At 60.8% G+C, this 13,364-nt stretch carries 12 protein-coding genes; 3 read left to right on the top strand and 9 right to left on the bottom strand.

All coding sequences use genetic code 11. The features are described 5' to 3' along the window. Positions 1–30: 30 nt before the first annotated feature. On the bottom strand, positions 31–717 hold the full coding sequence (locus tag P5706_RS00820; protein WP_285678329.1) for a Crp/Fnr family transcriptional regulator: 687 nt from the start codon (positions 715–717) through the stop codon (positions 31–33). 83 nt (positions 718–800) lie between these two features. Between P5706_RS00820 and P5706_RS00815 the strand changes: the two genes are divergently transcribed. Beyond that, positions 801–1,328 (top strand): Mpo1 family 2-hydroxy fatty acid dioxygenase, encoded by a 528-nt coding sequence (locus P5706_RS00815; protein ID WP_285678327.1) that lies wholly within the window; start codon positions 801–803, stop codon positions 1,326–1,328. A 137-nt stretch (positions 1,329–1,465) separates the two neighbouring features. Here P5706_RS00815 and P5706_RS00810 read toward each other — a convergent pair whose 3' ends face one another. The 6 genes from P5706_RS00810 to dibA all read right to left on the bottom strand — a co-directional run bounded on the left by P5706_RS00810 (position 1,466) and on the right by dibA (position 7,807). Beyond that, the gene (locus P5706_RS00810; protein ID WP_065930891.1) at positions 1,466–2,446 is read right to left on the bottom strand and encodes a sulfate/molybdate ABC transporter ATP-binding protein; all 981 of its coding nucleotides are present in this window, start codon (positions 2,444–2,446) and stop codon (positions 1,466–1,468) included. Between the two features lie 3 nt (positions 2,447–2,449). After that, positions 2,450–3,322 (bottom strand): sulfate ABC transporter permease subunit CysW, encoded by an 873-nt coding sequence (gene cysW, locus P5706_RS00805; protein WP_017136696.1) that lies wholly within the window; start codon positions 3,320–3,322, stop codon positions 2,450–2,452. A gap of 13 nt (positions 3,323–3,335) precedes the next feature. Beyond that, on the bottom strand, positions 3,336–4,154 hold the full coding sequence (cysT, locus tag P5706_RS00800) for a sulfate ABC transporter permease subunit CysT (protein WP_200431176.1): 819 nt from the start codon (positions 4,152–4,154) through the stop codon (positions 3,336–3,338). Positions 4,155–4,324: 170 nt separating this feature from the next. Then, entirely contained in the window at positions 4,325–5,335 is a 1,011-nt protein-coding gene (locus P5706_RS00795) for a sulfate ABC transporter substrate-binding protein (RefSeq protein ID WP_236372502.1), read from the bottom strand. Between the two features lie 75 nt (positions 5,336–5,410). Continuing rightward, positions 5,411–5,593: a sulfur starvation response protein OscA gene (gene oscA, locus P5706_RS00790; protein WP_003170956.1), complete on the bottom strand. Its 183-nt coding sequence runs from the start codon at positions 5,591–5,593 to the stop codon at positions 5,411–5,413. A gap of 300 nt (positions 5,594–5,893) precedes the next feature. After that, positions 5,894–7,807: a phosphodiesterase DibA gene (dibA, locus tag P5706_RS00785; RefSeq protein WP_285678326.1), complete on the bottom strand. Its 1,914-nt coding sequence runs from the start codon at positions 7,805–7,807 to the stop codon at positions 5,894–5,896. A 166-nt stretch (positions 7,808–7,973) separates the two neighbouring features. On the opposite strand from dibA, the gene desA reads away from it, so the two are divergent. Further along, positions 7,974–9,158 (top strand): delta-9 fatty acid desaturase DesA, encoded by a 1,185-nt coding sequence (gene desA / locus P5706_RS00780; protein WP_200431179.1) that lies wholly within the window; start codon positions 7,974–7,976, stop codon positions 9,156–9,158. 323 nt (positions 9,159–9,481) lie between these two features. Continuing rightward, positions 9,482–10,483, top strand: coding sequence for a sensor domain-containing diguanylate cyclase (locus P5706_RS00775; RefSeq protein WP_200431180.1), 1,002 nt, complete (start codon positions 9,482–9,484; stop codon positions 10,481–10,483). Between the two features lie 199 nt (positions 10,484–10,682). Here the strand turns inward: P5706_RS00775 and P5706_RS00770 are convergent, their stop codons facing one another. Then, positions 10,683–11,885, bottom strand: coding sequence for an HDOD domain-containing protein (locus P5706_RS00770; RefSeq protein WP_285678325.1), 1,203 nt, complete (start codon positions 11,883–11,885; stop codon positions 10,683–10,685). Between the two features lie 139 nt (positions 11,886–12,024). Then, positions 12,025–13,302, bottom strand: coding sequence for a 4-aminobutyrate--2-oxoglutarate transaminase (gene gabT / locus P5706_RS00765; protein ID WP_012721619.1), 1,278 nt, complete (start codon positions 13,300–13,302; stop codon positions 12,025–12,027). Positions 13,303–13,364 lie beyond the last annotated feature (62 nt).

Here is a 13,364-nt window from a genome sequence, read left to right as displayed (position 1 = left end):
TCGATTAATCAGGCTTGCAGGCTAACACCCTCAGGTGTGCGCCGCCTCACGCAGTCGCCGGGCGTCGAGGATTTCGATCTCGCCGTAACCCAGGCGCACGATGCCTTGGGCCTGCAGGTCCTTGAGCAAGGCATTGGTGGTCTGGCGTGACAGGCTCAACATCGCGGCCAGGTCTTCCTGGGGCAGTTGCAGCACACTTTTTGAATACTCGGCCTCGCCGTAACCCTCGACGATCATCAACAGACGATGGGCCAGGCGCACCGAGGCCGGCATCAGGCTCAGTTGCTCGATATTGATAAAACTCAGGCGCAGTTTCTGGCTCATCAACAACGCCAGGTCGCGCCAGTACTGCGGGTGTTCATTGAGGATATTCAGCAGTGCCTGTTGTGGCACTTGCAGCAGCGTGCAAGGCCCGACGGCGCAGGCGTCATGGGTGCGGGGCAGGCCGTCGAACAGGCATATCTCACCCAGCCAAAAGGGTGACTCCACCAGGCTCAACAGTGCTTCCTTGCCGTGTTCATTCACCGCGCTGATGCGCAAGGCGCCGTCGAGCACCGCGTACAGGCCACAGGGCGGGTCGCCACGCTTGAACAGGGTTTGCCCCGCCGCCAGCTGTCGCAGCCGGGCGTGGGCCAGCAGGCTATGCTGAAAAGGCTCAGGCAGGTGGCTGAACCAGTGGCCGCCGGCCAAGCGAGTACGCCATTTCTCTGTGTCCATGAGCACTCCGAAGATTGTCGCCCAGCTGACAGTCAATCGCAGGCTGGCAGGGCATGATCAAGCATCCTACAGGAGGAACAACAATGAAAAGCCTCGTCGACCACCTCAGCCAATACGCCGCCTACCACCGCGACCCGCGCAATATCGCCAGCCACTTTGTCGGCATCCCGTTGATTGTGGTCGCCGTGGCGGTGTTGTTGTCGCGCCCGGAATGGGCCGTCGGCAGCCTGTGGATATCGCCGGCGGTGCTACTCGCGCTGTTTTCGGCGTGGTTTTACTTGCGCCTGGAACTGGCGCTGGGCGTGCTGATGACGCTGTTGATGGGTTTGTCGGTGTGGGCCGGGCATGCGCTGGCGGCGCAGAGCACGCTGGTGTGGCTGAGCAGCGGCATCGGGATGTTTGTGGTGGGCTGGGTGATTCAGTTTGTCGGGCACTACTACGAAGGCAGAAAACCGGCGTTTGTGGATGACGTGTCGGGGCTGATTGTGGGGCCGTTGTTTGTGGTGGCGGAGTTGGCGTTTGTGCTGGGGTTGCGGCAGGAACTTAAAGAGCAGATTGAGGCGCGGTCCGGCCCGGTAGAACGCCGCGATCTGAAGCCAAGCAAGGTCTGAATGTGGGAGCTGGCTTGTCGAATCGTCGCACCGCTGCGATGCAGGCACCTCGGTGTATCAGTCACACCGTAGTGATGCTATCGCAGGCAAGCCAGCTCCCACATGATCGTTCCCACGCAGAGTGAACGATCTGAGGGTCAGGCTTTTTGCCAGACCTTGGGCTTGAAGAACAAGGTCTCGCCACGCGCCAGGCCGGTCAGGCTGTCGTGGTCTTTGACCACCTCGGCCTCGATCAACTCGCTTTGGCCTTCGACCTTGAGCGTCACCCGAGTGGTGGCGCCGAGCGGGCGAATATCGCGCACCTGCGCCGCGTGGTGATCTTCCAGCTCATGGCGCGACAGCGACACTTCATGCGGGCGGAACAGCACGTGCTTGTCTTCACCCAGATGCAGGCGGTTGGAATCACCCAGGAAGTGATACACAAAATCGCTGGCCGGGTTTTCGTAGACTTCGCCCGGTGAGCCGATCTGCTCGATCACGCCCTTGTTCATCACCACGATACGGTCGGCGACTTCCATGGCCTCTTCCTGGTCGTGGGTCACGAACACCGAGGTCAGGTTGATGTCTTCGTGCAGGCGCGCCAGCCAGCGGCGCAGCTCTTTACGCACCTTGGCATCGAGGGCGCCGAAGGGTTCGTCCAGCAACAGCACTTTGGGTTCTACCGCCAGGGCGCGCGCCAGGGCGATACGCTGGCGCTGGCCGCCGGAGAGTTGTTCCGGGTAGCGATCAGACAGCCAATCAAGCTGCACCATGTTCAACAGCTCATGCACTTTGACCGCAATCTGGCTTTCGCTCGGGCGCTGGTTTTTCGGTTTCATGCGCAGGCCGAAGGCAACGTTGTCGAACACGGTCATGTGGCGGAACAACGCGTAGTGCTGGAACACAAAGCCGACGTTGCGATCACGCACGTCGTGGCCGGACACGTCTTCACCGTGGAACACGATGCTGCCGTCATCCGGGGTTTCCAGGCCGGCGATGATGCGCAGCAAGGTGGTCTTGCCACAGCCGGACGGGCCCAGCAACGCCACCAGCTCGCCACTCTGGATGTCCAGATTGATGCTGTTCAGGGCCTTGAAGGCGTTGAAATTCTTGCTGACATTACGGACTTCGATCGACATGACTTATTCCTCACCGGCGCTGTTGCGCAGGCGGTTGATACGGTTCTCGCTCCACTGCTTGAGCAGCAGGATGAAGAGCGCCAGGATCAGCAACAGGCTCGCGACGGCAAACGCGGCGACATGGTTGTATTCGTTGTAGAGGATCTCGACGTGCAGCGGCAAGGTGTTGGTCACGCCGCGAATGTGGCCGGACACCACCGACACCGCGCCGAACTCACCCATCGCCCGCGCGGTACACAGCACCACGCCGTAGATCAGGCCCCACTTGATGTTCGGCACAGTCACATGCCAGAACATCTGCCAGCCGTTGGCACCCAGCAGGCGCGCGGCCTCTTCTTCCTGGGTGCCCTGCTCCTGCATCAGCGGGATCAGTTCACGGGCCACGAACGGCACCGTTACGAAGATGGTCGCCAGCACAATGCCCGGCAGGGCAAACACGATCTGGATGTCATGGTCTTGCAGCCACGGGCCGAAGAAGCCCTGGGCGCCGAACATCAGCACGTAGACCAGGCCCGCGATCACCGGCGACACCGAGAACGGCAGGTCGATCAGCGTGACCAGAATGCTCTTGCCACGGAACGAGTACTTGCTCACGCACCACGCGGCGCTGACGCCAAACACCAGGTTGAGCGGCACCGAAATCACCACGGCGATCACCGTGAGCTTGAGTGCCGACAGTGCGTCCGGCTCAAGGATCGCCGTGAAGAACGCGCCGAGGCCGTTCTTCAAGCCCTGGGATACCACGATAAACAGCGGCAGCAGCAGGAACAGCGCGAACACCAGCCAGCCAAGTGTGATCAGGATGCGACGCGACACCGCGCTGCCACGACGGGCAGCGTTGGCCGAGGACGCGGCGGAAATAGACGATTGGGACATGTTCCGCGCCTCCTTATGGGGTTTCGATGCGCCGCTGCAGCAAGTTGATCAGCAGCAGCAGGACGAAGGAAACCACCAGCATCATCACGCCGATGGCGGTGGCGCCGGTGTAGTCGTATTGGTCGAGTTTGACCATGATCAGCAACGGCAGAATCTCGGTTTTCATCGGCATGTTGCCGGCGATGAAGATCACCGAACCGTACTCACCCACGCCACGGGCGAAGGCCAGCGCGAAGCCGGTCAGCCAGGCGGGCAGTAATGCGGGTACGAGGATGTAGCGGAACACCTGTAAGGGCTTGGCACCCAGGCAGGCGGCAGCTTCTTCGATTTCACGCGGGATGTCGGCGAGCACCGGCTGCACCGTACGCACCACGAAGGGCAAGGTGACGAAGGTCAAAGCCAGGGTGATGCCGATTGGGGTGTAGGCGATTTTAAAGCCCAGGTCGGTCGCGAACTGCCCGACCAGGCCTGCCGGTGCATACAGCGCCGTGAGGGCAATACCGGCCACGGCGGTGGGCAGGGCAAACGGCAAGTCGATCATCGCATCGATGATCTTGCGGCCGGGGAAGGTGTAACGCACCAGCACCCACGCCAGCAGTGTGCCGATCACGCCGTTGATGATCGCCGCGACGAACGCGGTGCCGAAGCTCAGTTTTAACGCCGCCAGCACGCGCGGTGCGCTAATGATGGCCCAGAACTGATCCCAAGTGAGTTGAGCGGCATGTACAAACATCGCCGCCAGGGGGATGAGTACGATCAGGCTGAGGTACACCACGGTGTAGCCCAGCGTCAGCCCGAAGCCGGGTATGACGGGGGAAATACGACGCGACATAAGAGTCCTTGGTTAAAGGGTAAACACCACTGCCTTTCTGTGGGAGCTGGCTTGCCTGCGATGCAGGCACCTCGGTGTGTCAGTCACACCTTGGTGATGCTATCGCAGGCAAGCCAGCTCCCACACAAGCCGGCCCCCGCCGAAAGGCGGGCTCCTACAGGTAATTTGGCTTACTGCGCCGTGTAGATCTGGTCGAACACGCCACCGTCGTTAAAGAATTTCGGTTGGGCAGTTTTCCAGCCGCCGAAGTCTTTGTCGATAGTTACCAAGTCCAGTTTCGGGAACTGCTGGGCGTATTTGGCGGCGACTTTCGCATCGCGTGGGCGGTAGAAGTTCTTCGCCGCAATCTCCTGGCCAGCCGGGCTGTACAGGTGCTTGAGGTATTCGGTGGCGATCTCGGTATTGCCCTTTTTCTCGGCGTTTTTGTCGACCACGGCCACTGGCGGCTCCGCTAGGATCGACAGGGACGGCACAACGATATCGAACTTGTCGGCGCCACCGTCTTCTTTGAGTGCCAGGAACGCCTCGTTTTCCCAGGCCAGCAACACGTCACCCTGACCGTTGTTGACGAAGGTGATGGTCGAACCGCGAGCGCCGGTGTCGAGGATCGGCACGTGCTTGAACAGCTCTTTTACGTATTCCTGGGCCTTGGCTTCGCTGCCGCCGGATTTGAGGCCGTAGGCCCACGCGGCGAGGAAGTTCCAGCGCGCACCGCCGGAGGTTTTCGGGTTAGGCGTGATAACCGAAACGTCTTTCTTGATCAGGTCGCCCCAGTCCTTGATGCCTTTAGGGTTGCCCTTGCGCACCAGGAACACGATGGTCGAGGTGTACGGGGTGCTCGCATCCGGCAGGCGGGTTTGCCAGTTTTCCGGCAGGGTCTTGCCCAGTTTGGCGATTTCATCGATGTCGCCGGCCAGGGCCAGGGTCACTACGTCGGCGCGCAGGCCGTCGATCACCGCACGGCCTTGCTTGCCCGAGCCACCGTGGGATTGCTGGATCTTGACGTTGTCGCCAGGGTGGGACTGTTTCCAAAAGCTGGTGAACTCAGCGTTGTAATCCTGGTACAGCTCACGGGTCGGGTCATACGAGACGTTGAGCAACTCGTAGTCCTTGGCAACGGCGGAACCGGCAAACACGGCACTGGCCAGTGCAGCCAGGGCATAACGGCGAATCGACGACATAGAAGCTCCTGAAAATTCTTGGGTGTTGGCTTTTTCTTATAGTTGCGGGTCTAGCATGCGAATCGCCGTTGTCGCTTAGCTCGGTTTGTTACCCGGGTTCTGCAAACGGAATTTTTCCTTGCGTTCGATCTGTACCACTTGGGCGTTATGCACAGTGATTTCCACCGCGCCAAACCGCAGGTCGCGCAAGGCGCTCTGGATCTCACGCAAAATGGCTGCTTCGTCCTGGCCGTCGACGCTACGTAGAGATGCGCTCATGGTCTCGCTCCTGAAATAAATAGTGCCTGGCAGTGGCGGCACTGCTTGCGGCGTGAGGGCGATAGTAGATAAGCGCGGATATTCTTAAAAATACTATTTAAGAATGTTTATATAACCAGAAAGAATTTTCTGACAGGACGTGGGGTTGCGAAGGTTTTGGCCGTGAAAATACTGATACCCAGGCACCGCGCAACCCTGTGGGAGCCGGGCTTGCCCGCGATGGCGGTGCATCAGGCACTGAATATTTCGACTGATAGTGCCTCATCGCGGGCAAGCCCGGCTCCCACATTGGCCTGTATTTCACATGCGGATAACGGGTGACCTGGCCCAATCCATTTCTTGCGCCGGCACCGGCCGACCAAACCAATACCCTTGGCCCAAATCACACTCTTGCTCCAACAAGAACCGCGCCTGCTCCACCTGCTCAATGCCTTCGGCGTGCACCTGCATGCCCATGCTCTTTGCCAAGGCGATCACCACGCGCACAATCGCCGCGTCGTCTTCATCCCACGGCAGCCCGGCGACAAACCCCTGGTCGATCTTGAGCTTCTGCACCGGCAGGCGTTTGAGGCGCAGCAGTGACGAATAACCGGTGCCAAAGTCATCGATCGCCAAGCGCAGGCCCAGTTCGCGCAGGCGGTGCAGTTGCTCAAGAGCAACTTCGGGGTCTTCCATCACGGCGCTTTCGGTGACCTCAAGCTCCAGATAAGCCGGGTCAAGGCCGGTGGTGTGCAGCACCTGGGCGACTTGCTCATACAGTTCACGCCGGGCAAACAAACGGCTGGAAACATTCACCGCAATAAAGCTCAACGGCGCGCCATCGGCCAGCCATTGGCCCATCTGGCGGCAGGCCTGGTCCATCACCCAGGCATCGATGTCGGCAATCAGCCCGGTGCGCTCGGCAATCGGGATAAATTCACCCGGCGGCACCAGGCCGCGCTCCGGGTGTTGCCAGCGCACTAGGGCCTCGACGCCGACCAGGCGGCTGTCTTGCAGATCGTGCACGGGCTGGTAGTACACACGCAGCTCTTGCTGATCGAGGGCGCGGCGCAGTTCGCTGGCGATTTCCACGCGGTGCTGGGCGTGGGCCGTCAGTTCTTCGGTGTACAGCGCATAACCTTCGCGGCCGGCGCTCTTGGCTTTGAACAGCGCGGAGTCGGCATTGCGCAGCAGTTGTTCGGCGCTCAGGGCATCACTGGGAAACAGGCTGATGCCGATGCTGGCGCTGATAAACAACTGGTTGCCGTCGAACACAAACGGCTCTTTCATCGCGTCGAGCATGCGCTGCGCCAGCGCGGCAGCCTGCACCACCTGTGGACAACTTTCGGCCAGCACGGCGAACTCATCGCCGCCGAGGCGCGCCAGGGTCACGCCGGGGCCAAACAGGCCTTTTAACCGCTCGCCAACGGCCTTGAGCAACTGGTCACCGACGTTATGGCCGAGGCTGTCGTTGATGATCTTGAAGTGGTCCAGGTCCATCAATAGCAGTGCGCAGCCGCGTTTGTGCACTTGCGCCGAGGCCAACGCCTGCTCGGCGCGGTCAGTGAACAGCAGGCGGTTGGGCAGGTCGGTGAGCGGGTCGTGGTGGGCCAGGTGCGCCAGTTCGTGCTCGGAGTCCTTGATGGCGCTGATGTCAGAAAACACCGCGACGTAATGGCTGACCTGGCCTTGGTCATTGTGGATAACTCGGATGGTTTGCCACTGTGGATAAATCTCACCGCTTTTACGCCGGTTCCAGATTTCGCCGCTCCATTCGCCGGTGCGTTCGAGGGTCTGGAACATCTGTTGATAAAAACTCGACGAATGGCGCCCGGACTTGAACAGGCTCGGCCGTTCGCCCATCACGTCCTCACGGCTGTAGCCGGTGATCTCCATAAAGGCCCGGTTCACATGCACGATCAGCCCTTGGGCGTCGGTGACCAGTACGCCTTCGCGGGTGCAATCAAACACGGCGGCAGCCTGTTGCAGGCGTTCGTGGTTTTCTTTCAAGGGTTGCTGCAACCGGTGGGTGCGGGCAAAACGCGCACAAATCAGGTAAATGACCGCCGCGCTGAGGGCCACCCACACATAGCCGCGCACCTGCAGCCAGCGCCCTAACTGCCTCGGGTCATCGAGAAAGTTGATCAATAGCTGGTTGCTGAGCTGGAGCCACACAATGGAAACCAGCAGGTATACCAGCCCCACACGCAGGGCACCTCGGTACGAAAACAGCATATGGTCAGTAATCCTTACCCAAAAAACAAAATCGCCCTACAAAGGCTGCGGATTATAGAATAAGAAACATCCAGTCACTCCTATCTGAAAGGGCGGCTGGTTTTCTCTGTAGGCTTAGTGATAATGCGTGAGCTGTTTTTTTCTTTATCTGAGGGCCATACAGCCTATGTGGTACAACGGTTTTCTTGACCTGTCAGCCTGGCAACTGGTGGCAGTCACGCTGTTGATGACCCACGTGACCATTGTTGGGGTCACGGTCTATCTGCACCGTTATTCAGCCCATCGCTCCCTGGAGCTCAATGCCGGCCTGAAACACTTCTTCCGCTTCTGGCTGTGGTTGACCACGGCGCAGAACACCCGCGAGTGGACCGCCATCCACCGCAAGCACCACGCCAAGTGCGAAACCGTCGACGACCCGCACAGCCCGGTCATCAAGGGTTTGTCCACCGTGCTGCGCAAAGGCGCCGAGCTGTACCGCGCCGAGGCCGAGAACCCCGAGACCCTGCGCATCTACGGCAAAAACTGCCCGGATGACTGGATCGAGCGCAAAATCTACACGCCTTACCCACTGTTGGGCGTGGCGATCATGGGCGTCATCGACCTGCTGCTGTTCGGCACCATCGGCATCACCATCTGGGCGATCCAGATGATGTGGATCCCGTTCTGGGCCGCCGGTGTGATCAACGGCCTGGGCCATGCGGTCGGTTATCGCAACTTCGAGTGCCGTGACGCCGCCACCAATCTGGTGCCGTGGGGCATCATCGTCGGCGGCGAAGAGCTGCACAACAACCACCACACCTACCCGAACTCGGCCAAGCTGTCGGTGAAGAAGTGGGAATTCGACCTGGGTTGGGCATGGATCAAGGTGTTCAGCTTCCTGCGCCTGGCCAAGGTGCAGCGCGTCGCACCGATTGCCCACCGCGTGGAAGGCAAAGGCCACCTGGACATGGACACCGCCATGGCGATCCTCAACAACCGCTTCCAGATCATGGCCCAGTACCGCAAGTTGGTGATCGGCCCACTGGTCAAGCAGGAGCTGGAAAAAGTCGATCATTCGGTACGCCACCAGTTCCACCGTGCCAAGCGCCTGCTGTCGCGTGAAACCAGCCTGCTGGATGACCGCCATCACGTGCGCATCCAGAGCATGCTCGAACACAGCCACGCACTGACCGTGATCTACGAGAAGCGCCTGGCGTTGCAGCAGATCTGGCTCAAGACCAGCACCAATGGCCACGACATGCTGGCGGCAATCAAGGAATGGGTGCATGAGGCTGAGGCCAGCGGTATTCAGTCCCTGCGCGATTTTGCCCACCAGTTGAAGACCTACTCGCTGCGCCCTGCAACGGTCTGACCCGGTCTAGTGGTGAGCCTGTTTGCTGTGGCGAGCAGGCTTGCCCTGCGTTGGGCTGCGAAGCAGCCCTAAAACCAAACACCGCGCCCTGCCTGGCAGAACGCGGTGTTTTTATTGGGGCCGCTGCGCGCCCCAACGCGGGGCAAGCCCGCTCGCCACAGTAAGCCCGCGCTCTGCATACTGGTTTCTGACGCCATTTCTTAGTCAGCCCGTTCACGGAACTTCACCGCAATTCCCCTCTCTCAAGGAACACTTCGCCATCATGGTGGCCCTTGTACTGACCGCTGCTCCATCCTGCGGCGTGCCCAGAGAGAGTTGTGCCGATGGTTCCCGAAAAGCCCTATTCAACCGATGCCCCTGTCGCTGAGCACCCACGCCCGGCTGCGGCGGCCACCCTGTTGGCGTTGATGCATGCCCAGGGTGAAGTCGAACGGCTGAGTGAGCGCGAACAACTGCTCAGCTCGCTGTTGGTCAGCGTGAATGCCGTGCTGTGGGCCATCGATTGGGAAACCCGTCGCGTGCTGTACGTGAGCCCGGCCTACGAACGGGTGTTTGGCCGATCAGCAGGTTTACTGCTCGCCGACCACCGCGAATGGCGCAACAGCATTCACCCCGAGGACCTCGACTACGCCGAACACAGCCTGGCCCGCGTGCTGGAAGACGGCGCCGTGGAGGACCGCGAGTACCGCATCATCACCGCCGATGGGCAGATTCGCTGGCTGAGTGACAAATGCTATATCAACCAGCAGGTCGAACCCGGCAAGCCGGTGATTGTGGTGGGCATGGCCGAAGACATCACCGAAAAAAAGCATATGGAGTTGGAGCTGCACCGACTCGCCACCACCGATGTGCTGACCCAAAGCAGCAACCGCAGGCACTTTTTCGAATGCGCCAACCAGGCTTTCGACAGCGCCTGCGCCCAAGGCGCGCCACTGGCGTTCCTGCTGCTGGACATCGATGACTTCAAAGACGTCAACGACAGCTACGGCCACCTGGAAGGCGATCAGGTGCTGCGGCGTATCGCCGAGAGCGGTCGCGGCGTGCTGCGCCGTGGCGACCTGTTCGGACGCATTGGCGGCGAAGAATTCGCCGCCGTGCTGCCCGGCTGTGCCCCGCAGATGGCGTTGCAGGTGGCCGAGCGGCTGGGCAAGGAAATCCAGGCCCTGAGTTTCAGCTTTGAAGGCCGCGACTTTACGGTGACCGTCAGCCAAGGCCTGGCCAACCTGCGCGAAGACGACTCAACCCTGGACAGCCTGTTCGCACGGGCTGATGCAGCGATGTATGAGGCCAAGCGCCAAGGCAAAAACCGCGTCATAGAAGGCTAGCACTCAATCAACCTGTGGGAATCGGCCTGGTTGGGAATCGGCGTGTGTGGGAGTTGGCTTGTGGGAGATCTGGCTTGTGTGGGAGCTGGCTTGCCTGCGATGCCGGCACCTCGGTCTATCGGCTATACCAAGTCGATGCCATCGCGGGCAAGCCCGGCTCCCACACAAGCCTGCTCCCAGACCTGAACCTCGTGGCCAGCTAGGCTTTGCGCACCCGCATCAACTCTGACAAGCCCACCTTGAGCAACCGCGCGGTCTTGCCCTTGGCCAATGCTTCCAACCCCTCATGCTCGGTCAAGCGCGCCATCTGCGCCGCCAGGTTCACCACCAGCGCATCGCGCGAATACACTCCGCCTTCGAGTGAATAGGTCGCCGCAATCAACTGCCGCAACTCCAGCGGCAAGCGCCAGCGCGTGCGCAACGCCGAACCGTAAGCGGCGCCAAAGGTGAACAGGGATTCGCCAATCACTTCGTCATCCAGCGCCCCACCACCCAGGCGCCAGTCTTCCAGGCAGCGTAATAGGGCCAAGTCCCCCAGCCGATGCAGAATGCCCGCGCAGTAGCAACGTTCGTGGTCCAGCTCCAGCATGCGCGCCAGACGGCGGGCGTATTCGGCGGTGTCCTGGGACAATTGCCAATAGCGCTCGGCGTAGGCCACCAACGCCGGGTCACCCAACACTACGTTGTGCTTGAGCGCCAGGCCCAGAATCAGGTTCATGCTCTGCCCGGCGGCGAGCTTTTGCAGTGCAGCGGCCAGGGTCTGCACCGGCGTGCCGTGATGCCCGGCGCTGTTGGCGGCGGCGATCAATACAGCGGTGATTTGCGGGTCGGTTTTTACCTGATCTTCCAGTTGCTTAAGGTCCAGACCTTCCGGGGCGAGGCTGTGCTGCACGGCGGCTTTCACATCCACTCGCAGCGGCGCGCCGTCGGACGCTTCGCGGCGGCGCTCCAGAAAGGCCGGCAAGGTCATGCCCGGCGCCAGCGGTGGTATCTCGCAATACACACTTTCGCCTTCATTGAGCAGCAGGTCTTGCAGGCGTTGGGTCAGGCCTTCCATGTTCAGGGGTTTGGTCAGGTACGCGGTGGGCGCCAGGGGCAAGGCTTCGCGCACGCTGGCGCTGTCATTGCGACTGCTCAGCAGAATAAACGGCAGCGAACGGCGCTTCTGGCGCACGCTGCGCAGCAGGCTCAGGCCATCTACGCCCGGCAGCTCCCAATCCGCCAGGATCAGGTCGTAGGTTTTGTCTCGCAACAGCGTGGCCGCTTCCTGGCCATCGGCACACACATCCAGCCGCGCGTCGCAGCGCACATTCAACAACACTTGCTTGAGCAGGTCCCGCGACCAAGGGTCCGCCTCGGCAATTAACACGCGGGGTACAGCGGGTAAATCAACAGCAGTCATCCAGCACGCTCCATCGGCAATGCTTGCACCTTAGTCAATCACACCGCCTACGTACAATGAACATGGCCTGAATGTGCTGCATCGGGCACAAAAAAACCCGCCGAGGCGGGTTTTTTCTGTCGATCAAGTCAGTATCCGCTTACAGCTCGGAGAAGCACTCTTCGATGATCGCCAAGCCTTTGTCCAACTGCTCGTCCGGCGAGGTCAGCGGCACCAGTACGCGCAACACGTTGCCGTAGGTGCCACAGGACAGCAGGATCAGGCCCTTGTCACGCGCCTTGGCCACCACGGAAGCCACAGCAGCCGCGTTTGGCTTGTGGCTGTCGCCATCTTCGAACAGCTCCACCGCGATCATCGCGCCCAGGGCACGCACTTCACCGATCACCGGGTACTTGGCTTGAATGGCTTTGAGGCCCGTCACCAAGCGCTCGCCAACCGCCTTGCAGCGGTCCAGCAGGTGCTCTTCTTCAAACACTTCCATCACCGCCAGCGCAGCAGCGCAAGCAATCGGGCTACCGGCGTAAGTGCCGCCCAGGCCACCTGGGGCGATGGCGTCCATGTATTCAGCCTTGCCGCACACACCGGCCAGCGGGAAACCGCCAGCGATGGATTTAGCGAAGGTGGTCAGGTCGGCAGCCACGCCCATCTGTTCCATGGCGAAGAACGTACCGGTGCGGCCGGCACCGGTTTGCACTTCGTCGGCGATCAGCAGGATGCCGTGCTTGTCGCACAGTTCGCGCAGGCGCTTCATGAAGGATTTAGGCGCAACGTAGAAACCGCCTTCGCCCTGCACCGGCTCGATGATGATGGCAGCGATATCACGCGGCTCGGCATCGTTCTTGAAGATGCGCTCGATGCTGGCGATTGCATCGTCATCGCTCACGCCGTGCAGTTCGTTCGGGAACAGTGCGCGGAATACGCCGCCTGGCATCAGGCCCATGCCGGCCGAGTACGGCACGACTTTACCGGTCAGGCCCAAGGTCATCATGGTGCGGCCGTGGTAAGCGCCGGTAAACGCGATTACGCCAGCACGGCCAGTGGCGGCGCGGGCGATTTTCACGGCGTTTTCGACCGCTTCGGAACCGGTGGTGACCAGCAGGGTTTTCTTGGCGAAATCACCTGGCACCTTGGCGTTGATCTTTTCGCACAGCTCCACGTACGGCTCGTAGGCCAGTACCTGGAAGCAGGTGTGAGTCAGCTTGTTCAGTTGCTCGGTCACGGCCGCGATGATTTTCGGGTGCACGTGGCCGGTGTTCAGCACGGCGATACCGCCGGCGAAATCGATGAACTCGCGACCTTCAACGTCGGTCACGGTGGCGTTCTTCGCGGATTCGGCGAAGATCGGGTGAATCTGGCCAACACCGCGCGGTACAGCGGCTTCGCGGCGTTTCATCAGGGATGCGTTGGTCTTGCTCATAAAGTCCTCATTCGCCACTCATCGGGTGGCGTGGTCCAAGGAATACGTGGCGGGGAGGCAAC

The organism is Pseudomonas sp. ChxA (assembly GCF_030263855.1).
Classification (GTDB): domain Bacteria; phylum Pseudomonadota; class Gammaproteobacteria; order Pseudomonadales; family Pseudomonadaceae; genus Aquipseudomonas; species Aquipseudomonas fluorescens_CB.
The sequence above is the reverse complement of the archived record's forward strand: the minus strand, read 5'-3'. Positions and strand labels throughout refer to the sequence as shown.

What these genes read in the sequence shown, in the direction of transcription:
- cysT (WP_200431176.1), bottom strand. Translation starts at nt 4,154, where the DNA reads ATGTCGCGTCGTATTTCCCCCGTCATACCCGGCTTCGGGCTGACGCTG.
- oscA (WP_003170956.1), bottom strand. Translation starts at nt 5,593, where the DNA reads ATGAGCGCATCTCTACGTAGCGTCGACGGCCAGGACGAAGCAGCCATT.
- P5706_RS00795 (WP_236372502.1), bottom strand. Translation starts at nt 5,335, where the DNA reads ATGTCGTCGATTCGCCGTTATGCCCTGGCTGCACTGGCCAGTGCCGTG.
- P5706_RS00810 (WP_065930891.1), bottom strand. Translation starts at nt 2,446, where the DNA reads ATGTCGATCGAAGTCCGTAATGTCAGCAAGAATTTCAACGCCTTCAAG.
- cysW (WP_017136696.1), bottom strand. Translation starts at nt 3,322, where the DNA reads ATGTCCCAATCGTCTATTTCCGCCGCGTCCTCGGCCAACGCTGCCCGT.
- P5706_RS00815 (WP_285678327.1), top strand. Translation starts at nt 801, where the DNA reads ATGAAAAGCCTCGTCGACCACCTCAGCCAATACGCCGCCTACCACCGC.
- gabT (WP_012721619.1), bottom strand. Translation starts at nt 13,302, where the DNA reads ATGAGCAAGACCAACGCATCCCTGATGAAACGCCGCGAAGCCGCTGTA.
- dibA (WP_285678326.1), bottom strand. Translation starts at nt 7,807, where the DNA reads ATGCTGTTTTCGTACCGAGGTGCCCTGCGTGTGGGGCTGGTATACCTG.
- P5706_RS00820 (WP_285678329.1), bottom strand. Translation starts at nt 717, where the DNA reads ATGGACACAGAGAAATGGCGTACTCGCTTGGCCGGCGGCCACTGGTTC.
- P5706_RS00770 (WP_285678325.1), bottom strand. Translation starts at nt 11,885, where the DNA reads ATGACTGCTGTTGATTTACCCGCTGTACCCCGCGTGTTAATTGCCGAG.
- desA (WP_200431179.1), top strand. Translation starts at nt 7,974, where the DNA reads ATGTGGTACAACGGTTTTCTTGACCTGTCAGCCTGGCAACTGGTGGCA.
- P5706_RS00775 (WP_200431180.1), top strand. Translation starts at nt 9,482, where the DNA reads ATGGTTCCCGAAAAGCCCTATTCAACCGATGCCCCTGTCGCTGAGCAC.